This window comes from Pandoraea terrigena, from assembly GCF_902459705.1.
GTDB lineage: Bacteria > Pseudomonadota > Gammaproteobacteria > Burkholderiales > Burkholderiaceae > Pandoraea > Pandoraea terrigena.
Genome location: NZ_CABPRU010000001.1, coordinates 372,535 through 393,998, shown reverse-complemented (window position 1 = coordinate 393,998; position 21,464 = coordinate 372,535). Strand labels below are relative to the sequence as shown.

Below are 21,464 nucleotides of genomic sequence, written 5' to 3'. Positions count from 1 at the left end.
TCAAATGCTTCTACCCATGCTCTTTAGTGGATGAATTGCCCACTCGTAGAGCCTCCGGGTCTCGCGCATGATGTCCGCATCCAGGACCATTCCGGCACGAAGCGGCAGTGCCTCCCCTTGCTCGGTTTGCGAATCGGCAATACTCACCTTCACGAGGTAGACCGGTACGCGCGTCCCGAACCGTCCTTCGTAAAGATCGACATCAACAATATCGGTGTGGGGTAATGCGGTGCCGGACACGGAGATAACTGTCCCCCGGAAGTGGCCGAACTTCTGATGAGCAAACGCGCGGTAACGCAAACGCACGCGATCTCCGGCGCTAATGAAACCCACGGCGTTGCTGCGCACATACAGATGCGCCTCGAGCGGCACATCCACGGGCACGATCGACACGACTGGCGCCGACGCACCGACGTTCTGTCCCGCATCGGCAACGACAGCCGTTGCAATGCCGCTCACCGGAGAGACGATCGCAAACTCGCGCTTGCCTTCACTCTCTGCGAGCTCCTGCTCGACGGTGGCAAGATCACGAAGCCCTCTCGTCAACTCCCTTTTCTGCGCCAGCGGCATCGCCTCAAGCTTCTGTCTGTCGGCAGTCAACGCCCTCGCCGCCGTCACACGTTCCCGCTGCAACGTGCCGAGGCGCGCGCGATGTTCCAGATACTCCGCATGCTTCTCTTGTGCCCGCTCGCCCGAAACGTAAGACTGCGCAAGCAGGCGCTCGTATCTCTCCTTGCTCACCTTCGCAAGCGCAACCCGCTCGCGTTGGTTCTGCATCAACGCATCCAGTTTGACAACCTCGTCGGCACGCGCCGCGATCGCTGAGCGCTGCTCGTCCTGCGCCAGTAGATGAAGTCGCTTCATCTCGTCGATATCCACCTTTATCGAGGCCAGACGGGCGGTGATCTGCGCCGCAACAGACGCGTGAAGCCCGGCCCCAGTTCGCTGTCTGCGCTCTGCCGATATGATGTACAACACGTCGTCACGACTGACTCGCTGCCCCTCCGAAACGATTCGCGAGACAACGGTTCCGCTTTCCACGGGATAGACCTTCACGATTCCGGAAGCCGGGACAAGGCGCCCCACGACCGTCACCCTGTGGGAATAGGTGCCAAACGCGAGGAGCGCCACCACAGCGCTCGCCAATACAATCGAACCCCCTATAGCAACCTTGACCGGCAGCGATTGGGTCAGAAGCACATCCCCAAGCCATCTCGGGCTTCCCGCCGCTAATGCCTCATTTCGAAACATATGGTTGTTCGTCACTCTGAGACGCGGAATTTGGCGCCGACATCATCTGGCCTGATCGAGGTACGCATCGGCCTCGATAAAGACAAACCGATTTCGCCGCCCGTCATGGAAAATGACACGTCCGGCGAGCAGGTCCATCCCTATCGCCCCAAAACTCACGACGCCCTTCTCTGATATCGTCGGTACGGGAATGACGGGATGTCGCCTGACATATTTTCCGTTGACCGTGATGTCCACCAATCGGGTTTGCCGCTGGCTGCCAACGACATTACCGAGCAAATCCACATTGGTGATCCGCTGCCGCCCAAGCGCGGCACGACGCATCAAGCTGCCCAACAATGTCGTGCCATACGCGCCCGAGTCCACAACGACGGGGACGCGACCGTCCGGCACATCAAGTGGAATCGCCATGACGTGATGAGGATTCGGAATCGTACCCACCGACCGTGTCTCGTACAGCCCACCGGCTTCAGGAGAAAACCGCTCACTCACGAAAAAGCAGTCGTCTTTAAAGTTGAGCACCGACACGTTGTCATTCGCGAGAAACTGCGGGCTGACGATGCCGGAAAATCCATCCGCCATCAACGGCGTCTCCCCAATCAGATAGAACCGTTGGACACTGCTGTTACCCGTCGCGTCTTCTAATGGCATTGAAGTGATTTTCGCCTTTGTGGATGAGGCAATCGCGTCGAGCGTTTCCTCTTCGTCACCTGCCATTTGATGTCCGGCTTCTCCGATCAACCGGGCATCCCAAAGCACATGCACATTCGATCCGGTATCCAAAAGCAAGTTGGCCGGCTTGCCGTTGACCGTCACGGCGATGTAGGGATCCGACTTTTTTTCGGGATCCCCGTAGTCAATGCGCGAAATGAAGACCGGCCGTATCGCGGGCCAAGGCGCGCTGCAACTTTGGGCGTAGGCCGACGCACCCAACCACGAGGTAAACGCCACCAACACAACAAGCGCCGTGCGGCGAACTGAAGCGACGAAACACATGACCGACATTCAATGAATCTCCACAAAATTCCGGGAAATTTCGTTGACGGGGACGCCTCTCAACGCCAGATATTCAGCACCCTTGATATAGGTCGCTTTGAGGCATTCGCAGTAGACGGTGTGCTGGTCGGCTACACCGTCTTTGCACCGGTGTAGCGGCGTGTCCGCTCTTGTTGCAATTTCGCAGACCTCTTGCCACAAACACGAGCGACATGGGGCGGCTGACGAGCGACGTGCCAGCAGTGCGCTGACGGTCGCGTGCCACGCAAGAAACTCGGAAAACGTGACATCCGCAACATTCATGCGCGCGTAAAAAATGTCGGGAATCACGTTTCGCAAGGTATCGTCGTGGCCGATATCACCACCGCTCGACAATGTGAAGACGACACTTTCATTCACTTCACGCCAGATCTCCGACTTGCGCTTCTCGCCAGCCATGATGGCGTCGAGCACTCGATCAATTGAACGAACACGGACGTTCCCCCGCTCATCCTCGGTCCAGCACTGAAAGAGAGTTTCGCAAAACCGCTTCAGCGCCACCACATCCGCCACCTTGGCCGAGTCATGCGACTCGTCAGGCAGCAAGAACTGGAGATTTTCGATGCCGAGTGAGCGCGTCAGCGTGTCGTACACCAATCGTGCGTCGAACTTCGGATTCATTACGCAGATCGCACCAAACCCCGGAATTCGCCCTGCCTCGGCTGCCGCCCTTATCAACGCAATCTTCTCCACTGTGCGGTCGTAGGTGCCGGCACCGTTCTTGTCCACGCGATTCTCGTCGTGATAGACCTTCGGGCCATCAATACTGACACCGACGTAGATGTTCAAGCGCGACAGGAGGGCGATCCATGCTTCGTCGACAAGTAGCGCATTGGTTTGCACCGTGAATTGCACGGCTGCCGCCTCGCGAAGGCCGTCTTGCAGTATCGTGACAACCTCCTCGAACCGCTCGCGCTTCATCATCAAAGGCTCTCCGCCGTGAAGATCGATCTGGAAGGTCGTTGCCTTGAAGTCAGGCGCCGATGATCGGAGGAAATCGACAAACGCGCGGGCCGTCCGACTCGACATGAAAGGCGGATTCGTCGCGTAGTCCTTGTTTTCCTTATTGAAGAAGTAGCAGTACTTGCAATCGATATTGCAACGCTCAGAGAGCTTGAGAATGACTTCGACGTACCGTTTCACGACACCCTCCTATTAATAAACGGGCACGCACCGAATGGCGCGTGCACCGCTGAAAGCGGATAGATTCGTGACTTCAGATGGCACGGCTCCATGTCGCATTGACAAATACGTTGCCGCTTCTGGCCCCGGATATCCGCTCAAGTTCGCAAATCGGAATCTCCTTTATCGAGCTGCTTTCCCGTGCGGCTTTCTGCTTCTCTGTCAGATGCGCAATGAACGTCTGAGTAGTCATAGATCAATCTCCTGAGAGCCCGCGAAAGGATTCGCCTCGTTGATTGCGGGGCGTCAACAAGACGCGCTACGCCATACCATGTGACGATGAAGACAATGAAGCGCGGGAGAGGAGAGTATTGACCGCGGAAGGTCTGACTTGGAATCGGGAAATTCCGAAAAAAACTGGAGGATTGCAACGCAATTTGCGGTGCGTCGCCGACGTCACGGATTAAGCTAGCGCCCTCACACGCCGAACCCAAACCGCTCCCGATACGCCACCGGCGTCACACCGTACTGGCGTTGAAACGCGCGCCGCAGGTTTTGTTCGTCGCCGAAGCCGACGCGTGCGGCGATGCGTTTGAGCGGTGCATCCGAGTCGAGCAATGAAAACCGCGCCGCCTCCAGGCGCATGCGCTCGACCGCCTTGGCCGGCGTCGATCCAGTCCGCGCGAGATAACTCCGGGCAAACGTGCGCGGACTCATGTTCGCCTGCTCGGCCAGCCGCACCACCGACAGATCGCCATCGAGCCGTTCGGACATCCACGCATGCAAGTCCCCGAACGGTGCCCCCGCCGCGACCTGCGCCTGCAACGGCGGACTGAACTGCGATTGCCCGCCCGCGCGCTTGAGAAATACCACCAGTCGACGCGCCGCCTGCAACGCCACGTCCACGCCGCAATCGTCCTCGACCAACGCCAACCCGAGATCGATCCCCGCCGTAATCCCCGCCGACGTCCACACCGGATCCTCACGCACATAAATCGGATCCGACTCGACCCGCGCCTGCGGAAAACACGCCTGCAACATGGCCGTATCGAGCCAGTGCGTCGTTGCGCGACGCCCATTCAACAACCCCGCCGTCCCCAGAATGAATGCCCCCACGCATACCGAACACACGCGCCGCACGCGCGGGGCATAGTCGCGCAACCACTCGCCCACTTCGCCCGGCACCGCCGGACGATGCGCCACCGCGCCGCCCACAGCGATCAACGTGTCGACGGGCATCGCTTCGAGCGCGCGCATCGGTTCGGTGTGCAACGTGATGCCCGACCCCGTCTCCACCGGACCACCATGCTCGGACACCACCACGGTGCGATACGGCGCCGCCTGTTCAAGCGCCGTGAAGTTGCGGATGACGGCGTGAAACGCATCGAGCGGTCCGGCCAGATCCAGCAACACGAACGGCGGCACGATGAGAAATGCAACGAGACGAGGTTGGCTCATGGTCATGAGAACGTTCGAACGTCAGGCCGTCGCTGGCACCGCACGGCGCTTCGCGTCGACGGCGTACCACACGGTCACCAGCGCAGCGAGCGCCAGCAACGGGAAGGTCGCCTGGTTGATGGTGGCCCAACCGAAACGCGCGAGCAGTTGCCCCGCGAACAGACTGGCGAGCGCCGTTCCGGCAAAGGTGATGAATTCGTTGGCGGCCTGCGCACGCGCGCGCTCCACCGGACGATACGACATCGTGAGCAAGGTCGTGCCGCCCACGAACATGAAGTTCCAGCCCACGCCGAGCAACGCCAGCGCCGCATAGAAGTACGGCAGGCTCGTCGACGCGAGCGCCAGCACACTGCACAAGGCGCTCATCGCGATGCCCGCGAGCAACACCGGCACCACGCCCCAGCGCTTGACGAGATGCCCCGAGAAGAACGACGGCGCGTACATCCCCACCAGGTGCCACTCGATGATGTGCGCGCCGTCGTCGATGCTGTGCCCGCACGCCACCGCCGCGATAGGCGTCGCCGTCATGACGAACATCATCACCATGAAACCGATCAGGTTGTTCGCCAGCGCCGCCATGTAAATCGGCTGACGCATGATCTCGCCGAGCGGTCTGGCCGGTAGCGCGCCAGCGTCGCCTGTCGCACTGCTGGCGGCATGCACCGGCAAATTGCGCAGGAAGCCGACGAGCAAGACCAGCGACATCGCCGAGAGGATCATCACGACGAGGTACGATCCCGCGAACGTCACCGGCGCGAGCCAGTTCTTGCTGCCCGCCGCGAGTGCCGGTCCGATCACCGCCGCCAGCACGCCGCCGGTCAGCACGATGGAGATCGCGCGCGGCTTGTCTTCGAGCGGCACAACGTCCGCCGCTGCCAGACGGTAGTAACGCGCGAACGCCTGAAACACCCCCACACACGCCGTACCTGCGCAGAACATCGCGAAGTGGCGCTCGTAGATCGCCATCACCGACACCAGCCCGCCCACCGTGCCGAACAGGGCACCCAACGCGAAGCCAAGCCGTTGACCGACGCGCTGGATCAAGATCGACGCAAAGATCGTTGTGATGGCGGACGCGACGGTAATCAGCGAGAACGGCAGCGTCGCATAGCCTTTGTCCGACGCCAGCATGTAGCCGACGAGCCCCGTCAACGTCAGGTCGACGGACAACGCCGCGGCAAAAAGCGCCTGGCACACGGCCAGCACCGCCGCATAGCGCCGGCCCATCGAGCGATCGGGATGATCGGGACGCTTCTGGCGCTCGTCGCGGTCGAAATCGGTGGGGCGCACGGCGCGCCCGGCAATGGCATCGGTCATGAGTGTCGTGTCGAACAAGTCGGGGAGTCGTCGGGAGCCCTCATCTTGCCGTTGGCCGGTTTGGCACGAATGCCAATCATGCATCAAAAAATGCCAACGCGCCGCCAAGGCCGTCCGTCGTCACCGGGCCACTGCGGCCAGCGGTCTGGCGGGCGACCATGCCACCGACGCGCGCCAATTCGGTGCGCACCAATTCAGCGCGCGGGCGCACCATCGTGCTTCGTTCGGATGACGACACGCTGACGAACGACGTCAACAAGCACGCACCGTTCCGGCGCGCGCGACGCCATTGGTTCGGCTCGCCAGCGCACTCCGCACGGGCCTGCGCATGTCAAGGCAGGTCCGGCACGTCCCCTGGCGCGTACGTGCGCCGTCACCTCGCATGCCCACGCGCTCCCATCGCTGGCACGCCCTTTGCGTTAGTTATCAGGTACCGGATCGACCGGTCTAACCAGGAAAGGGGAAGACGTACCATGAAACGACGCACGCTACTCCAGATGGCGGCCCTCTCGGGCGCCGCATCGCTCACCGGCATGGCGCCCAACTTGTTCGCGCAGGGCAAGTCGCCCATCAAGGTCGGCATCCTGCACTCACTCTCGGGCACGATGGCCATCTCGGAGACGTCGCTCAAGGATGTCGCGCTCATGACGATTGCCGACATCAACGCCAAGGGGGGCGTGATGGGCCGCCCGCTCGAAGCCGTGGTGGTCGACCCGGCGTCGAACTGGCCGCTCTTCGCGGAAAAGGCGCGTCAGTTGCTCACCAAGGACAAGGTCGCCGCCGTGTTCGGCTGCTGGACGTCGGTGTCGCGCAAGTCGGTGCTGCCTGTCTTCGAGGAACTGAACGGCCTGCTCTATTACCCCGTGCAGTACGAAGGCGAGGAGATGTCGAAGAATGTCTTCTACACGGGCGCGGCACCGAACCAGCAGGCGATCCCTGCCGTGGAATACGTGATGAGCAAGGAAGGCGGCGGCGCCAAGCGCTTCTTCCTGCTCGGCACCGACTACGTGTATCCGCGCACGACCAACAAGATCCTGCGCGCCTTCCTGCACTCGAAGGGCGTGGCCGACAAGGACATTCAGGAGGTCTACACGCCGTTCGGTCACAGCGATTACCAGACGATCGTCGCCAACATCAAGCAGTTCGCCCAGGGCGGCAAGACCACGGTCATCTCGACCATCAACGGCGATTCGAACGTGCCGTTCTACAAGGAACTCGGCAACCAGGGCCTGAAGGCCACCGACGTGCCGGTCGTGGCCTTTTCCGTCGGCGAAGAAGAACTGCGCGGCATCGACACGAAGCCGCTCGTGGGACACCTCGCGGCATGGAACTACTTCATGTCGGTGAAGAACCCGACCAACGATGCGTTCAAGAAGGAATGGTTCGCCTACGTCAAGGCCAAGGGCCTGCCCGGCGGCGACAAGCGCGTCACCAACGACCCGATGGAAGCCACCTTCGTCGGCATGCATATGTGGAAGCAGGCCGTCGAGAAGGCACGCAGCGTCGACGTCGACAAGGTGCGCACCGCCATGATCGGCCAGTCCTTCAAGTCGCCGGACGGCTTCGACATGGTCATGGACGGCAATCACCACCTGCACAAACCGGTGATGATCGGCGAGATCCGCTCGGATGGTCAGTTCAATGTCGTGTGGAAGACCAAGTCGACGGTACGTGCGCAGCCGTGGAGCCCGTACATCGCGGGTAACGAAGGCAAGCCCGACAAGGTCTGAGCCTCCTTTCATCCCCTGCGCCGGCGCCGCATGGACGGCCGCCGGCGCGCGCAGAGGTTTTGATGATAACGATAAGACGCTGGACCGCTGCCGCCCTTGTCCTGCTTTCGCTGGGCGCTGCGCTGAGCACTCCCTCGCCGGCTCACGCCGCCGTCACGAACGCCGACCTCACGGCACTCGCAGGCGACGACTTCGACGCCAAGTCGCAAGCCATCGATCACCTCGCGGCCGACGGCTCGCCACAGGCCTCGACGCTTCTCAAGGCGCTGGCCGACGACACGGTCGTGACCGTAGGCGATCGCCTCGCCATCCAGAACGGCGAGACGACCGTCGATCCGATCACGGGCACCCCCCTCAAGGGCGACAACGCCGGATCGATCACGCTCAACAACGTACTGCGCGCCAAGGTCGCCACGGCCGCTGCCGCCGGCGCGTTGCGCTCGCCCGATCATGACGCCCGGGCGCAAGCCATCGAAACGATGTTGCAAAACCCGTCGCCCGCGTTCAAGACCCTCATCGAACAGGCGCGCCAGAAGGAAACCGATCCGGCGCTGCGCAAACGGCTCGACCAGCTCTGGGCGCAAACCGCATTGCATGATGCCGACGCGAAGAAACGTCGCGAAGCCATCGACCTGATTGCCGCCGCGGGCGACCCGCAGATGCGCGATCTGCTGCTGCCCATCGTCGCGAAGCAGGCGGACGGCACCTATGCCGAGCCCGACCCTGCCGTGCGTAGCGCCGCCGACATCGCGCTCACGCAACTGGCCGCGGCGCAGCGCCGCAGCGAATTCTTCGGCACGGTATTCGCCGGCCTGTCGCTCGGCAGCGTGCTGCTGCTCGCCGCGCTCGGCCTGGCCATCACTTATGGCCTGATCGGCGTCATCAACATGGCGCACGGCGAATTCCTGATGGTCGGCGCGTATACCACTTATGTGGTGCAAACGCTCTTTCAACGCTTCCTGCCGGGGGGGTTCGACGCCTATCTCGTGGCTGCGGTGCCCGCCGCCTTTCTCGTGGCCGCGGCCCTCGGCTTCGTACTGGAGCGCACCGTCATCAAGCATCTATACGGCCGGCCGCTCGAAACGCTACTCACGACGTTCGGTATCAGCCTGCTCATGATCCAGGGCGTGCGTACGCTGTTCGGCGCGCAAAACGTCGAAGTGATCAATCCCTCCTGGATGAGTGGCGGCTTCGCCGTCTTGCCCAACCTGATGCTGCCGTACAACCGCATCGCGATCCTGGTATTCGCACTGGTGGTCGTGGCGCTCACGTGGTCGGTGCTCAACCTCACGCGCCTGGGTCTGTTCATTCGCGCCGTCACCCAGAACCGGTCGATGGCCGCCTGCGTCGGCGTAAAGACGGGACGCGTCGACAGCTACGCCTTCGCGTTCGGTGCGGGCATTGCCGGGCTGGGCGGATGCGCGCTATCGCAGATCGGCAACGTCGGCCCGGACCTCGGCCAGAGCTACATCATCGACTCGTTCATGGCCGTGGTGCTGGGCGGCGTGGGACAGCTCGCCGGGACCATCGTCGGGGCATTCGGCCTGGGCATCGCCAACAAGCTGCTCGAACCGGTGTGGGGCGCCGTGCTCGCCAAGATCGCCGTGCTGATCCTGATCGTGCTGTTCATCCAGAAACGCCCGCAGGGCATGTTCGCGCTCAAAGGGCGCAGCGCGGAGGCCTGAATGCAGACGTCGAACTTCCTGCCCGAAGGGATCACCCCTTCGATCTCGCTGGACGTGCCACCGCGCGCCCGGCTGCTGCCGAAACACGTCGCGCCGTTGCTGTTCGCGTTCGTGCTGGCGGTGACGATACTCGTGCCGGTGTGTGCACTGGTGCTGCCGGACACGCATCCGCTGCATCTGTCGGCCTACGCGATGACGCTCGTCGGCAAGATCATGTGCTACGCGATTGCGGCGCTCGCGCTCGACCTGGTGTGGGGCTATTGCGGCATCCTGAGCCTGGGCCACGGCCTGTTCTTCGCGCTCGGCGGATATGCCATGGGCATGTACCTGATGCGCGGCATCGGGCGCGACGGTGTGTATCACAGCAACTTGCCCGACTTCATGGTGTTCCTCGACTGGAAGTCGCTGCCCTGGTACTGGACCGGCACCGAGCACTTCGCCTGGGCGATGTTTCTCGTCGTGGCGTTGCCCGGCGTGGTCGCGTGGCTCTTCGGCTACCTGGCCTTCCGCTCGCGCGTGAAGGGCGTGTACCTGTCGATCATCACGCAGGCGCTCACGTTCGCCGCCATGCTGCTCTTCTATCGCAACGAGACCGGCTTCGGGGGCAACAACGGCTTCACCGACTTCAAGCGCATTCTCGGCTACTCGATCACGTCGGCCAACACGCGCACGGTACTGTTCCTCGTGACGTTCGTGGTGCTGGTCGGTGCGTTCCTGCTGTGCCGCGCGCTGGTCGTCTCGAAGTTCGGCCGCGTGGTCACCGCCATTCGCGACGGCGAGTCGCGCGCCATGTTCCTCGGCTACCGACCGCTGAGCTACAAGCTGTTCGTGTGGACCTTGTCCGCGATGCTGTGCGGCATTGCAGGCGCGCTCTACGTGCCACAGGTCGGCATCATCAACCCGAGCGAGATGGCCCCCGTCAACTCCATCGAGATGGCGATCTGGGTCGCGATCGGCGGGCGCGGTTCGCTCGTCGGCGCCATTGCCGGCGCGTTCCTCGTCAACGGCGCGAAGAGCTTCTTCACCGCGTACTTCGCCGAATACTGGCTGTTCTTCCTCGGCGCGATGTTCGTGCTCGTGCCGTTGCTGCTGCCGCAGGGCGTGATCGGACTCGTCACGCAACGCTCGCGCAAGCGCGCGCGACACGCGCCGGCCGCCGCCGAAGGCGATGCGCCCCACCCCGTCACCGGAGACCGCGCATGAGACCCGACACCGACATCAGTTGGCAGATTGCCGACGCGCCCGACGCGTCCGTCACAGTGAGCGGCGACGCCACGGGGATGTCGCACCTCGTGGTGCCGGGCGAGATCGACACGTCGCACGGCCTCATCCTCTACCTTGAGAACATCTCCGTTTCGTTCGACGGCTTTCGCGCCCTCAACGACCTGTCGCTGGCGATCAAGACCGATGAGCTGCGCTGCATCATCGGCCCGAACGGCGCGGGCAAGACGACGATGATGGATGTCATCACGGGCAAGACCCGTCCCGACGCCGGACGCGCCTTCCTCGGCCAGACACTCGACCTCACCCGGCTCGACGAACCTGCCATCGCGCAGGCGGGCGTCGGCCGCAAGTTCCAGAAGCCGACGGTGTTCGAACATCACAGCGTGTGGGAGAACCTCGAACTCGCATGCGCGGGCGACAAGCGCTGGTTCCGCGCGCTGTGGGACGTGCTCACGCCGACCATGCGCCGCCGCATCGAGGAAGTGCTTACGCTCACGCACCTGGAGCATCAGGCGCATGCGCGGGCGGGACAGTTGTCGCACGGCCAGAAGCAGCGACTCGAGATCGGCATGCTGCTCATGCAGCAACCGCAACTCCTGCTGCTCGACGAACCGGCCGCCGGCATGACCGACGAAGAGACCGCGCAGCTCGCCGAATTGCTCAACCGTCTGCGCGGGCATTGTTCGATGATGGTGGTCGAGCACGACATGGCGTTCGTCGCCGCACTCGCTGGCGAGACGGGACTCGTGACCGTGATGGCCGAAGGACGCGTGCTGGCGGAAGGCACGCTCGACGTCGTGCAGCGCGACGAGCGCGTGATCGAATCGTACCTGGGACGCTGACCATGCTGGAAATTCACGCACTCAATCAGTACTACAGCGGCAGTCACATCCTGCGCAACGTCGAATTCACCGTGCCCGACGGCCAACTCACCGTTCTGCTCGGGCGTAACGGGGTGGGCAAGACCACACTGCTCAAGTGCCTCATGGGCGTAGTGCCCGTGAAATCGGGCAGCATCGCGTGGCGCGGCGCGACGCTCACGTCCGCGCCCCCGTATGCGCGCGTGGCGCACGGCCTGGCGTACGTGCCGCAGGGACGCGAGATCTTCCCGCGTCTGAGCGTCGAGGAGAATCTGTTGATCGGTGCGGCGAGCCGTCCCGCGCGCGAGGCCAAGCGCGGCGTTCCGGATCACATCTACGAGCTGTTCCCCGTGCTGCGCGACATGAAGCAGCGGCGCGGCGGCGACCTGTCCGGCGGACAACAGCAGCAACTCGCGATCGGACGCGCCCTCATGAGCGACCCGCAACTGCTGATTCTCGACGAACCGACCGAAGGCATCCAGCCGTCGATCATCAAGGACATCGGGGCGACGCTGCGGCGCCTCGTCGACGAGCGCGGCATGACGGTGTTGCTGGTCGAGCAGTATTACGATTTCGCGCTCCAGCTCGCGGATCACTATCGCGTGATGAGTCGCGGCGCCATCGTGGCGAGCGGTCTCGGCAAGGACATGGAGGCCGACGGCGTGCGGCATCAGGTGGCCGTGTGAGACGCTTGCGGCGGGTTTCGATGTCGCGCCCGGGCGGCGCGTGCTAGATTTGCGCCATCCCTTGCCGAACGACTTTCATGAATTCCCTGCACACTCCCTGCGTCGGCTGGCACGCCGCACTGACGCTGGGCTTCGCGCGCCAGGATGCGCGCACCGTCCTCGCCACGCGACGCCATCATGGCCCGCTCGTCGTCCAGAAGTCGCTTCATCCGGAAGGCCCCGGCATTTGCCACGCCGTGGTCGTGCATCCGCCCGGCGGGATTGCGGGCGGCGACGCGCTGTCCATCGATATCGATGTCGGCGAGCACGCGCACGCGGTCCTGACCACGCCCGGGGCGACCAAGTGGTACAAGTCGCAAGGCCGGTTCGGGACGCAGGACATCACGCTCACCGTGCGCGACGGCGCGAAGCTCGACTGGCTGCCGCTCGAGAACATCGTGTTCGACCATGCCGACGCTCGCCAGCGCATCACCGTGCGGCTTGGTGAAAACGCGTCCGTCATCGGCTGGGACGCCACCCTGCTCGGCCGTCAGGCCGCCGGTGAACAATGGGCGCACGGCCAATGGCGCTCGACATTCGAACTGCGCGACGCGACGGACCGTCTGCTGTGGGCGGAACAGGCCGTGCTCGGCGCCGACGATGCGCAACGCACCGGCACCGCCGCGCTCGCCGGTTTCCCCGTCTTCGCCGCACTCTGGGCCGTGGGTGCCGCGTGCACGCGCGAGTTGGCCGAATCGCTCGCGGAAAGCCTGCCGTTCAACGACACCCTGCGCGCCGGCATCACTTGCCTGCCGGGCAACGTGCTCGTGCTGCGCGTGCTCGGTCATGACATGGAAGCGGTACGGCAGTTGCTGGTCTCGCATTGGCTGACGCTGCGTCCGCTCGTCCATGGCGTGCCCGCCGAACCGCTGCGACTTTGGGCGACGTGATCTGACGTCCCGCCCATCGCACGCACCATAACGGTGACACGCACGACGCTGCGTCATCCCGTCCGGCGCGATTTCGCACCAAAATTGGGCCAATCTCGCGCCGGTACGCCTTTCTCCCTCGCCATGGCGGAGGCGTATTTCCCTTGCGCGCGCCGGATATCGCCATGCTTCGCGGCCCGCTGCACTGCCGGGCACGATTCCTGCTACGTCACTGTATCGACCGGTCAGACCAGATGAGCCGGCCGCCGGAACACTCCCGTTGCCGGAATGCTTCGCCCCCGATACCCGAGGTTACCGCCATGCTGCCGTTCATTCGTAGTGCCTTCTCACATGACACTGTTGCCGCCACGCTCGGGGCGCGCGCACGGGCGCGTCGCGCCTTCACCACGGTGATGCTCGCCGTCAGCGCCATCTCGGCCTTCGCCGTGGCAATGCCGCGCGCCGCGCATGCCGACGGGCTCGACGACATCGTCAAGCGCGGCACCCTGCGCGTGGCTGTGCCGCAGGACTTCCCGCCGTTCGGCTCCATCGGCGCCGACATGAAGCCGGTCGGCTACGACATCGACGCCGCTGCCTTGCTTGCCAAGGGCATGGGCGTGAAGCTCGAACTGGTGCCGGTGACGAGCGCCAACCGCATCCCCTATCTCACGACGAACAAGGCCGACCTGGTGATCTCCAGCCTCGGCAAGAACGCCGAGCGCGAGAAGGTCATCGACTTCTCGCAGGCGTATGCGCCTTTCTACAACGGGGTGTTCGGACCCAAGGACCTCGCGGTGTCCAAGCCCGCCGACCTGTCGGGCAAAACCGTCGGTGTGACGCGCGGCGCCGTCGAAGACCTCGAACTCTCGAAGATCGCCCCGGCCGACGTCACGATCAAGCGCTTCGAAGACAACAACGGCACGATCTCGGCGTTCCTCTCCGGACAAGTGCAACTGGTGGCCACGGGCAACGTCGTAGCGGCAGCCATTCTTGCCAAGCATCCGCCCAAGCTCCCGGAACCGAAGTTCCTGATCAAGAACTCGCCGTGCTTCGTCGGCCTGAACAAGAACGAGCCGCGGTTGCTCGCCAAGGTCAACGACATTCTCGCCGCGGCGAAGAAGGACGGCGCGCTGAGCAAAGTCTCGCAGAAGTGGCTCGGCATGCCGCTGCCGACAAATCTCTGATCTCGACGCCCGCCCCCCTCGTACTCTTCACCGGCTTCACATGCATTACGTTCTCGATTTTGCCGATCTGCGGCAATACCTGATGCTCTTCGTGCGCGGCGCCGCGCTGACGGTGGTGCTCACGGCCGTGTCAACGGTCGCGGGCGTCATCGTCGGTGCGCTGTGCGCCGTCGCCCGCGAGGAAGGCGCGGCGTGGCTCAAAGCCATCGCCGGCCTGTACGTCGAACTGATCCGCAACACGCCGTTCATCGTGCAGCTCTTCTTCATCTTCTTCGGACTGCCGAGTCTTGGCCTGCATATCGACGAGACGACCGCCGCCATCCTCGCCATGAGCCTGAACCTCGGTGCGTACGCCACCGAGATCATTCGCGCGGGCATGCGTGCCGTGCCGCGCGGACTGGCCGAGGCCGGGATGTCGCTCGCCATGACGCGGGGTCAGATCCTGCGTCATGTGATCTTGCCGCAGGCCTTTGCCAAAGTGTTTCCGGCACTCGCCAGCCAGATCGTGATCGTGATGCTGGGGTCCGCCGTCGTCTCGCAGATCTCCGTGCCTGATCTGTCGTACGCCGCCAACTTCGTGCAGTCGCGCACGTTCCGGGCGTTCGAGAGCTATCTGATCGTCACCGCGCTGTACCTCGTGCTCGCGATTGCACTGCGTCGTGTGCTCATGCGCTGCGCACGCCGCCTCTTTCGCGGCACCGTCAAGGCAGGTGCCCGATGATCGAGTTCTCTACGTGGGACATGCTGCGCGGCCTGATGCTCGCCGCACGCTGGACGCTCGCACTCTCGGCCATCGCCTTCGCCTGCGGCGGGGTCGTCGCGCTGGCGTTGCTGGTCGTGCGCGTTGGACGCGTGCCTTGGGCGGCACGCGCCGTGGCGCTGTATATCGAAGTGTTTCAGGGCACGCCGCTGCTCATGCAGTTGTTCCTGGTGTTTTTCGGCTTACCGCTGCTCGGCCTGGAAGTCTCGCCGTGGCTCGCGGCCTCCGTGTGCCTCACGCTCTATACGAGTGCCTATCTGACGGAAATCTGGCGCGGCTGCGTCGAGGCGATTCCGCACGGCCAATGGGAAGCCTCGTCGAGTCTCGCCATGCGTTACGGCGAGCAACTGCGTCACGTGATCCTGCCGCAAGCGCTGCGCATCGCGATCGCCCCGACGGTCGGCTTCTCGGTGCAGGTCGTCAAGAGCACGGCACTCGCGTCGATCATCGGCTTCGACGAACTCACCAAGACCGGCACCATGCTCACCAACGCGACGTTCCAGCCGTTCACCGTGTACGGCCTCGTCGCACTGCTCTACTTTGCTGCCTGCTATCCGCTATCGCTGTGGGCGCGTCATCTCGAAAGGAAACTCCATGTCGCTCATTGAAGTCAGGGGTATGCAAAAGCGCTTTGGCGACACCCCGGTGCTCAAGGGCATCGACCTGGACGTCGAGCGTGGCCAGGTCGTGTCGATCATCGGCAAGAGCGGGTCAGGCAAGAGCACATTGCTGCGCACGCTCAACGGCCTGGAGCGGTTCGACGCGGGCAGCGTTGCCGTCGAGGGGGTGCACGTCGGCGCGCGCGACACCGATCTGCGCGCCCTGCGTCTGAAAGTCGGCATGGTGTTCCAGCAGTACAACCTGTTTCCGCATCTGTCGGCCGGCGAAAACGTGATGCTCGCGCAAAAGGTGGTGAAGAAGACCCCGAGCGCCGACGCCCGCGACGTGGCCCGCACCATGCTCGCCAAGGTGGGACTCGCCGACAAGTTCGACAGCTATCCATCGCAGCTCTCGGGCGGCCAGCAGCAGCGCGTGGCGATCGCCCGCTCGCTCGCCATGCATCCGGCGGTGATGCTGTGCGACGAGATCACCTCGGCGCTCGATCCCGAACTGGTCGCCGAAGTGCTGGGGGTGCTCGAAGCCCTCGCCGCCGAAGGCATGACGCTGATTCTTGTCACGCACGAGATGCGCTTCGCCCGTCACGTGTCGGATCGCGTGGTGTTCATGCATCAAGGCAAGATCTGGGAGTCCGGCGCGCCGGAAACCCTGTTCACGCAACCGGCGACGCCGGAGTTGCAGCGCTTCCTCTGCCAATGACCATGCCGCTGGCCGACATCGGCCGCCCCATCGTTTCGCACAGCTTTGGTGCGCCCCGCGCGAGCTGCAAAACGCAGTGGCGCGCGCAGGAGCGTGGGCCTATGATGTGCGGCAGCGGCAAGCGCCGCACGCCCCTTTCGCATTGACGTCCCCCCGTTCACGATGAAGCTCACTCCGCGCGAAAAAGACAAATTGCTCATCTTCACCGCCGCCCTGCTCGCCGAACGCCGGCGCGCCCGCGGCCTGAAACTGAACTATCCGGAAGCCGTAGCGCTCATCAGCGCCGCCCTCATGGAAGCCGCGCGCGATGGACGCACGGTGGCCGACCTGATGCATTACGGCACCACGCTGCTCTCGCGTGACGACGTGATGGATGGCGTACCCGAAATGATCCCGGACATTCAGGTCGAAGCCACGTTTCCGGACGGCACCAAGCTCGTCACCGTGCACCACCCGATTCCGTGACAGACACGCGCGGGACATCGCCGCCGTTCGCGCTGTTTGCCGTCGCGTGCCGATTTGTCTGCGCCTCTCCGTCTCTGTCGTCGACAACCTCACATTAAGGACATCTTATGTCAGTGCCCCGTCTCCAGAATGCTTGCGAAACGCATGATGCCCATGACGCCCATGACGCCGACAAAGTGAGCGCGGCGTCCGCCGCGGCTTTCTCCCCCGCCCCCCGTCGCACGCGCCATCGCGCCGCGCGTGTGGCAACCGGCCTCGCGCTGCTCGCCGCCTCGGGCGTGGCGCTCGCGCACCCCGGTCATCCGGGCCATGACGCGGCCAGCAGCTTCGTCGCGGGCTTCGTCCATCCGCTCACGGGCGCCGATCACCTTTGCGCCATGATCGTCGTTGGCCTGTGGAGCGCGCTCACCTCGAAACGCGTCTGGCTCGCCCCGTTGACGTTCGTCGCCATGCTTGCCGCGGGCGGCCTGCTCGGCATGTCGTACGGCGCTGGACTGCCGGGCGTGGAGCCGATGATTGCCGTGTCGCTGCTCGTGCTCGGCTTGATGCTTGCCACGCGCGCGAAACTGCCGGCCGGGGCAGGTGCCGCCGTCGTCGGTGCCTTCGCGATCTTCCACGGCGTCGCGCACGGCGCGGAATTGCCGGCCGAGGCGAGCGCCATGCATTACGTGGCGGGCTTCCTGCTCGCGACCGCCGTGCTGCACAGCGTGGGCATCGTCGCCGGTGTTGCGCTGCGTCACCGCACGGCCTGGTTGCCGCGCGCGCTGGGCGCGGGCGTGCTGGTCTACGGCGCATCGCTGCTCGCTGCGGCAACCTGAGACCGGCCAAGGTCGCGCGCATTCCTCAATTCCTCCAAGAGACGCTCATGATTCCCGGAGAACTGTTGCCCGCCGCAGGCGAAGTCACGCTGAACGAGGGTCGCCCGACGCTCAGCGTGCGTGTTGCCAACACCGGCGATCGCCCGATCCAGATCGGCTCGCACTTTCATTTCTATGAAGTCAACGACGCGCTGCAATTCGACCGCGAAGCAACGCGGGGCTTCCGTCTGAACATTGCGTCCGGCACCGCGGTGCGCTTCGAGCCCGGACAGCAACGCACGGTCGAGCTGGTGGCGTTGGCGGGCGAGCGCCGCGTGTTTGGCTTCGCCGGTCGCGTGATGGGGGCACTATGAAAATTTCACGGCGCGCCTATGCGGAAATGTTCGGCCCCACGACGGGCGACCGGCTGCGACTGGCCGACACGGAACTCATTGTCGAGATCGAGCGCGACTACACGATCTACGGCGAAGAGGTGAAGTTCGGGGGCGGCAAGGTGATTCGCGACGGCATGGGCCAATCGCAGCGCACCCGCGCCGATGTCGTGGATACCGTCATCACCAACGCCGTCATCATCGATCACTGGGGCATTGTCAAAGCCGACATCGGGCTCAAGGACGGCCGGATCTGGGGCATCGGCAAGGCGGGCAATCCGGACATCCAGCCCGGCGTGACCATTCCGCTGGGCGGCGCAACGGAAGTGATCGCCGGCGAAGGCATGATCGTCACCGCAGGCGGCATCGACTCACACATCCACTTCATTTGTCCGCAACAGATCGACGAGGCGCTATCGTCCGGCGTGACCACGCTGCTCGGCGGCGGCACCGGGCCGGCGACCGGCACGAACGCCACCACCTGCACGCCTGGGCCGTGGCATCTGGAGCGCATGCTGCAAGCCGCCGACGGCTGGCCGATCAATCTCGGCTTTCTCGGCAAGGGCAACGTCAGCCAGCCCGCCCCGCTGCTCGAGCAGATCGAGGCCGGCGCGATCGGATTGAAGCTGCACGAGGACTGGGGTTCCACGCCGGCCGCCATCGACGCCTGCCTGTCGGTGGCCGATGCCACCGATACGCAAGTCGCCATCCACACCGACACGCTCAACGAGGGCGGCTTCGTCGAAGCGACCGTCGCGGCCATCAAGGGGCGCACGATCCATACCTACCACACCGAGGGCGCCGGGGGCGGTCACGCGCCGGACATCCTGAAAGTGTGCGGCGAGCCGAACGTGCTGCCGTCGTCCACCAATCCGACACGGCCGTACACCATCAACACGCTCGACGAGCATCTCGACATGTTGATGGTCTGCCATCACCTCGACCCGGCCATTGCGGAAGACATCGCGTTCGCCGAATCGCGTATCCGGCGCGAGACGATCGCCGCCGAAGACATCCTGCATGACCTCGGCGCCCTGTCGATGATCTCGTCGGACTCACAAGCCATGGGGCGCGTGGGCGAAGTCGTCATGCGCACGTGGCAGACGGCGCACAAGATGAAGGTGCAGCGCGGCGCGCTCGGTGGCGACCCGGCACAAGCCGACAACTTCCGCGTCAAGCGGTACGTGGCGAAGTACACCATCAACCCGGCGATCACACATGGCATGGCCCATGAGATCGGCTCGGTGGAAGTCGGCAAATGGGCCGACCTGGTCCTGTGGGAACCGGCGTTCTTCGGCGTGAAGCCGTCGCTGATCCTCAAGGGCGGCATGATTACGACGGCGCTCATGGGTGACCCGAACGCGTCCATCCCGACGCCGCAGCCGGTGCACTATCGCGAAATGTTCGGCGCGCGCGCCGGGGCGCTGGCGCGCACGTCGCTCACGTTTGTGTCGCAGGCGGCGTACGATGGTGACGTGGCCGGCCGCTATGGACTGGCCAAGCGCATCGTGCCGGTGCGTAATATCCGGCAGGTGACCAAGGCCAACATGATCCATAACGACTGGCTGCCGCAGATCAGCGTCGACCCCGAGACCTATCAGGTCATCGCCGACGGCCAACTGCTGACGTGCGAGCCTGCGACCGTGCTGCCAATGGCGCAACGTTACTTCCTTTTCTGACTTATGTCGCAAGCCCCTGAATCGGCCCGCCCGGCGGATAACGCCGTCCCTTCGACGGCGCTGCGCCGCGTCGAGAAACGCCTCGAGGCCGGACGCCTTGCCGCGCCGCTGATGCGGCGTGCCCCGGCGCTCGTGCTGCCGTTCGATGCGCGCAGCAAGAGCCGCCTGCGCGCCACGCTGGACACCGGCGAAGACGTCGCCCTGTTCCTGCCGCGCGGCACCGTTCTGCGCGGCGGCGATGGGCTCGTGGCGGATGACGGCGGCCTCATTCGCGTGGAAGCCGCCCCGGAGACGGTGCTGCTCGTGACAGCCGCCACGCCGCTCGCGCTGACGCGCGCGGCGTACCACCTCGGCAACCGGCATACCCCGGTCGAAGTGGGCGATGGCTATCTCAAGCTCGAATACGATCCGGTGCTGCGCGACATGTTGCTGCGACTCGACGTCGACGTTGCCGAAGCGCTGATGCCGTTCGAACCCGAAGCGGGCGCTTATGGCGGCGGACACAAGCACGGTCACGATGCAACCTTCGCCGAGGACATGGCGCTCGCCCAACGCGTGTTCCACGAGCATCATGGACATGCGCACGACCATGACCATGATCACGGGCACGATCATGATCACGGTCACGTTCACGGCCCGGGGTGCCATCACGATCCCTCGACGGGTCACGTGCATGGCCCCGATTGCGCTCACACGCACGCCCACGACGATCATCACGGTCATGCCCCTTCCCGTACGTCCGACGGCGCCACCGACGGCAATTCGCCTTTCCCTGTGAGTCCGACCGATGACGGCAAGTCTGGCCAGCCCTCTCACTGAACCGGTTGCCGCGGCGCCGTTGCAGTCGCTCGCTGCACTGCTGCATCTCGCCTCCCCGGCACTGCCCATCGGGGCGTTCAGCTATTCGCAAGGCCTCGAGGCCGCGGTTGAGCACGGCATCATTCACGATGCCCCAAGCGCCGAGCGTTGGATTGCCAGCCAGCTCGACGGTGTTTTCACGACGGGCGAGATGGCGCTGCTCGCTCGGCAGTGGCGCCACTGGCGAGCGGGGGACATCGCATCGCTCACCCGTGTGAACGATTGGCTACTCGCGACTCGCGAGGCGGCCGAGCTGCGTGCGGAAACCGAGCAGATGGGCTGGTCGCTCACGCAACTGGCGCTCTCTCTCGAATGGGGGGATCCGGGACAGCGGGAGCACCTGTCCTCGCTACGTCCGATTGCGCTGCCGACGGCCTTCGCCTTTGCGGCGTTGACGCACGGCGCCCCGCTGGCGGACACGCTCGTCGCTTACGCGTTCAGTTGGCTCGAGAACCAGGTGGCCGGCGCGCTCAAGGCCGTGCCGCTCGGACAATTGGCCGCGCAACGTGTGATCGTGGCATTGCGTCCTCGCGTAGTGGCCGCGGCCCATCGAGCGGCATCGTTGCCTGACGACCAGATCAATACGTTCTCCCCGGCGCTCGCCATTCTCGCGTCGCGGCACGAGACACAGTATTCACGCTTGTTCCGTTCGTGAGACGCGATTCGTCGCATCCTCGATTTTCTCCATTTCACGACTTCGTCATCTCCCCCTTTTCTCCGCCACCCACGACATTCG

21 protein-coding genes and 1 pseudogene are annotated in these 21,464 nt (G+C 64.2%); 16 read left to right on the top strand and 6 right to left on the bottom strand.

Annotated features, from left to right (window positions below; all coding sequences use genetic code 11):
* From PTE31013_RS01710 to PTE31013_RS01690, 6 genes are all read right to left on the bottom strand, one after another.
* Window positions 1-1,251 carry an HlyD family secretion protein gene (locus PTE31013_RS01710; RefSeq protein WP_150611100.1) on the bottom strand — a complete coding sequence of 417 codons (1,251 nt, stop codon included), beginning with the start codon at window positions 1,249-1,251 and terminating at the stop codon, window positions 1-3.
* A 42-nt stretch (window positions 1,252-1,293) separates the two neighbouring features.
* The gene (locus tag PTE31013_RS01705) at window positions 1,294-2,256 is read right to left on the bottom strand and encodes a hypothetical protein (protein ID WP_150611099.1); all 963 of its coding nucleotides are present in this window, start codon (window positions 2,254-2,256) and stop codon (window positions 1,294-1,296) included.
* Window positions 2,257-3,429: a radical SAM protein gene (locus tag PTE31013_RS01700; RefSeq protein ID WP_150611098.1), complete on the bottom strand. Its 1,173-nt coding sequence runs from the start codon at window positions 3,427-3,429 to the stop codon at window positions 2,257-2,259. It abuts the gene before it with no gap.
* Window positions 3,430-3,502: 73 nt separating this feature from the next.
* Window positions 3,503-3,661, bottom strand: a complete 159-nt coding sequence (locus PTE31013_RS24705; RefSeq protein ID WP_174978392.1) for a hypothetical protein — start codon at window positions 3,659-3,661, stop codon at window positions 3,503-3,505.
* Between the two features lie 224 nt (window positions 3,662-3,885).
* On the bottom strand, window positions 3,886-4,866 hold the full coding sequence (locus PTE31013_RS01695; RefSeq protein WP_150611097.1) for a GlxA family transcriptional regulator: 981 nt from the start codon (window positions 4,864-4,866) through the stop codon (window positions 3,886-3,888).
* 21 nt (window positions 4,867-4,887) lie between these two features.
* Window positions 4,888-6,183 carry an MFS transporter gene (locus tag PTE31013_RS01690; protein ID WP_425495521.1) on the bottom strand — a complete coding sequence of 432 codons (1,296 nt, stop codon included), beginning with the start codon at window positions 6,181-6,183 and terminating at the stop codon, window positions 4,888-4,890.
* A gap of 473 nt (window positions 6,184-6,656) precedes the next feature.
* Between PTE31013_RS01690 and urtA the strand changes: the two genes are divergently transcribed.
* From urtA to PTE31013_RS01610, 16 genes and pseudogenes are all read left to right on the top strand, one after another.
* A complete protein-coding gene (urtA, locus tag PTE31013_RS01685) occupies window positions 6,657-7,913 on the top strand; it encodes an urea ABC transporter substrate-binding protein (protein WP_150611095.1) in 1,257 nt (418 codons plus the stop codon).
* 62 nt (window positions 7,914-7,975) lie between these two features.
* Entirely contained in the window at window positions 7,976-9,598 is a 1,623-nt protein-coding gene (gene urtB, locus PTE31013_RS01680) for an urea ABC transporter permease subunit UrtB (RefSeq protein ID WP_150611094.1), read from the top strand.
* Entirely contained in the window at window positions 9,599-10,801 is a 1,203-nt protein-coding gene (gene urtC / locus PTE31013_RS01675; RefSeq protein WP_150611093.1) for an urea ABC transporter permease subunit UrtC, read from the top strand.
* Entirely contained in the window at window positions 10,798-11,664 is an 867-nt protein-coding gene (gene urtD, locus PTE31013_RS01670; RefSeq protein WP_150611092.1) for an urea ABC transporter ATP-binding protein UrtD, read from the top strand. Before urtC ends, urtD begins: the two co-directional genes overlap by 4 nt.
* 2 nt (window positions 11,665-11,666) lie before the next feature.
* Window positions 11,667-12,368: an urea ABC transporter ATP-binding subunit UrtE gene (gene urtE / locus PTE31013_RS01665; protein WP_150611091.1), complete on the top strand. Its 702-nt coding sequence runs from the start codon at window positions 11,667-11,669 to the stop codon at window positions 12,366-12,368.
* A gap of 77 nt (window positions 12,369-12,445) precedes the next feature.
* On the top strand, window positions 12,446-13,297 hold the full coding sequence (locus PTE31013_RS01660) for an urease accessory protein UreD (RefSeq protein WP_150611090.1): 852 nt from the start codon (window positions 12,446-12,448) through the stop codon (window positions 13,295-13,297).
* Window positions 13,298-13,689: 392 nt separating this feature from the next.
* On the top strand, window positions 13,690-14,460 hold the full coding sequence (locus tag PTE31013_RS01655; RefSeq protein WP_150611560.1) for a transporter substrate-binding domain-containing protein: 771 nt from the start codon (window positions 13,690-13,692) through the stop codon (window positions 14,458-14,460).
* Window positions 14,461-14,500: 40 nt separating this feature from the next.
* Window positions 14,501-15,181, top strand: coding sequence for an amino acid ABC transporter permease (locus tag PTE31013_RS01650; protein ID WP_150611089.1), 681 nt, complete (start codon window positions 14,501-14,503; stop codon window positions 15,179-15,181).
* A complete protein-coding gene (locus PTE31013_RS01645; RefSeq protein WP_150611088.1) occupies window positions 15,178-15,828 on the top strand; it encodes an amino acid ABC transporter permease in 651 nt (216 codons plus the stop codon). Before PTE31013_RS01650 ends, PTE31013_RS01645 begins: the two co-directional genes overlap by 4 nt.
* Window positions 15,815-16,537 (top strand): amino acid ABC transporter ATP-binding protein, encoded by a 723-nt coding sequence (locus PTE31013_RS01640; RefSeq protein ID WP_150611087.1) that lies wholly within the window; start codon window positions 15,815-15,817, stop codon window positions 16,535-16,537. The genes PTE31013_RS01645 and PTE31013_RS01640 overlap by 14 nt, the downstream gene beginning before the upstream one ends.
* Before the next feature lie 162 nt (window positions 16,538-16,699).
* Entirely contained in the window at window positions 16,700-17,002 is a 303-nt protein-coding gene (locus PTE31013_RS01635; protein WP_150611086.1) for an urease subunit gamma, read from the top strand.
* A 242-nt stretch (window positions 17,003-17,244) separates the two neighbouring features.
* Window positions 17,245-17,820 carry a HupE/UreJ family protein gene (locus PTE31013_RS01630; RefSeq protein WP_150611559.1) on the top strand — a complete coding sequence of 192 codons (576 nt, stop codon included), beginning with the start codon at window positions 17,245-17,247 and terminating at the stop codon, window positions 17,818-17,820.
* Between the two features lie 47 nt (window positions 17,821-17,867).
* Complete coding sequence (locus PTE31013_RS01625; RefSeq protein WP_150611085.1) at window positions 17,868-18,173, top strand: urease subunit beta; 306 nt, start codon at window positions 17,868-17,870, stop codon at window positions 18,171-18,173.
* Complete coding sequence (gene ureC, locus PTE31013_RS01620; protein WP_150611084.1) at window positions 18,170-19,870, top strand: urease subunit alpha; 1,701 nt, start codon at window positions 18,170-18,172, stop codon at window positions 19,868-19,870. Before PTE31013_RS01625 ends, ureC begins: the two co-directional genes overlap by 4 nt.
* 60 nt (window positions 19,871-19,930) lie before the next feature.
* A pseudogene (gene ureE / locus PTE31013_RS01615) lies at window positions 19,931-20,584 on the top strand (urease accessory protein UreE); the annotation flags it as partial.
* A 73-nt stretch (window positions 20,585-20,657) separates the two neighbouring features.
* Window positions 20,658-21,383, top strand: a complete 726-nt coding sequence (locus PTE31013_RS01610) for an urease accessory protein UreF (protein ID WP_150611082.1) — start codon at window positions 20,658-20,660, stop codon at window positions 21,381-21,383.
* Window positions 21,384-21,464: the final 81 nt, after the last annotated feature.

What these genes read in the sequence shown, in the direction of transcription:
- PTE31013_RS01710 (WP_150611100.1), bottom strand. Translation starts at nt 1,251, where the DNA reads ATGTTTCGAAATGAGGCATTAGCGGCGGGAAGCCCGAGATGGCTTGGG.
- PTE31013_RS01705 (WP_150611099.1), bottom strand. Translation starts at nt 2,256, where the DNA reads ATGTCGGTCATGTGTTTCGTCGCTTCAGTTCGCCGCACGGCGCTTGTT.
- PTE31013_RS24705 (WP_174978392.1), bottom strand. Translation starts at nt 3,661, where the DNA reads ATGACTACTCAGACGTTCATTGCGCATCTGACAGAGAAGCAGAAAGCC.
- PTE31013_RS01695 (WP_150611097.1), bottom strand. Translation starts at nt 4,866, where the DNA reads ATGAGCCAACCTCGTCTCGTTGCATTTCTCATCGTGCCGCCGTTCGTG.
- PTE31013_RS01690 (WP_425495521.1), bottom strand. Translation starts at nt 6,183, where the DNA reads ATGACCGATGCCATTGCCGGGCGCGCCGTGCGCCCCACCGATTTCGAC.
- urtA (WP_150611095.1), top strand. Translation starts at nt 6,657, where the DNA reads ATGAAACGACGCACGCTACTCCAGATGGCGGCCCTCTCGGGCGCCGCA.
- urtB (WP_150611094.1), top strand. Translation starts at nt 7,976, where the DNA reads ATGATAACGATAAGACGCTGGACCGCTGCCGCCCTTGTCCTGCTTTCG.
- urtC (WP_150611093.1), top strand. Translation starts at nt 9,599, where the DNA reads ATGCAGACGTCGAACTTCCTGCCCGAAGGGATCACCCCTTCGATCTCG.
- urtD (WP_150611092.1), top strand. Translation starts at nt 10,798, where the DNA reads ATGAGACCCGACACCGACATCAGTTGGCAGATTGCCGACGCGCCCGAC.
- urtE (WP_150611091.1), top strand. Translation starts at nt 11,667, where the DNA reads ATGCTGGAAATTCACGCACTCAATCAGTACTACAGCGGCAGTCACATC.
- PTE31013_RS01660 (WP_150611090.1), top strand. Translation starts at nt 12,446, where the DNA reads ATGAATTCCCTGCACACTCCCTGCGTCGGCTGGCACGCCGCACTGACG.
- PTE31013_RS01655 (WP_150611560.1), top strand. Translation starts at nt 13,690, where the DNA reads ATGCTCGCCGTCAGCGCCATCTCGGCCTTCGCCGTGGCAATGCCGCGC.
- PTE31013_RS01650 (WP_150611089.1), top strand. Translation starts at nt 14,501, where the DNA reads ATGCATTACGTTCTCGATTTTGCCGATCTGCGGCAATACCTGATGCTC.
- PTE31013_RS01645 (WP_150611088.1), top strand. Translation starts at nt 15,178, where the DNA reads ATGATCGAGTTCTCTACGTGGGACATGCTGCGCGGCCTGATGCTCGCC.
- PTE31013_RS01640 (WP_150611087.1), top strand. Translation starts at nt 15,815, where the DNA reads ATGTCGCTCATTGAAGTCAGGGGTATGCAAAAGCGCTTTGGCGACACC.
- PTE31013_RS01635 (WP_150611086.1), top strand. Translation starts at nt 16,700, where the DNA reads ATGAAGCTCACTCCGCGCGAAAAAGACAAATTGCTCATCTTCACCGCC.
- PTE31013_RS01625 (WP_150611085.1), top strand. Translation starts at nt 17,868, where the DNA reads ATGATTCCCGGAGAACTGTTGCCCGCCGCAGGCGAAGTCACGCTGAAC.
- ureC (WP_150611084.1), top strand. Translation starts at nt 18,170, where the DNA reads ATGAAAATTTCACGGCGCGCCTATGCGGAAATGTTCGGCCCCACGACG.
- PTE31013_RS01610 (WP_150611082.1), top strand. Translation starts at nt 20,658, where the DNA reads ATGACGGCAAGTCTGGCCAGCCCTCTCACTGAACCGGTTGCCGCGGCG.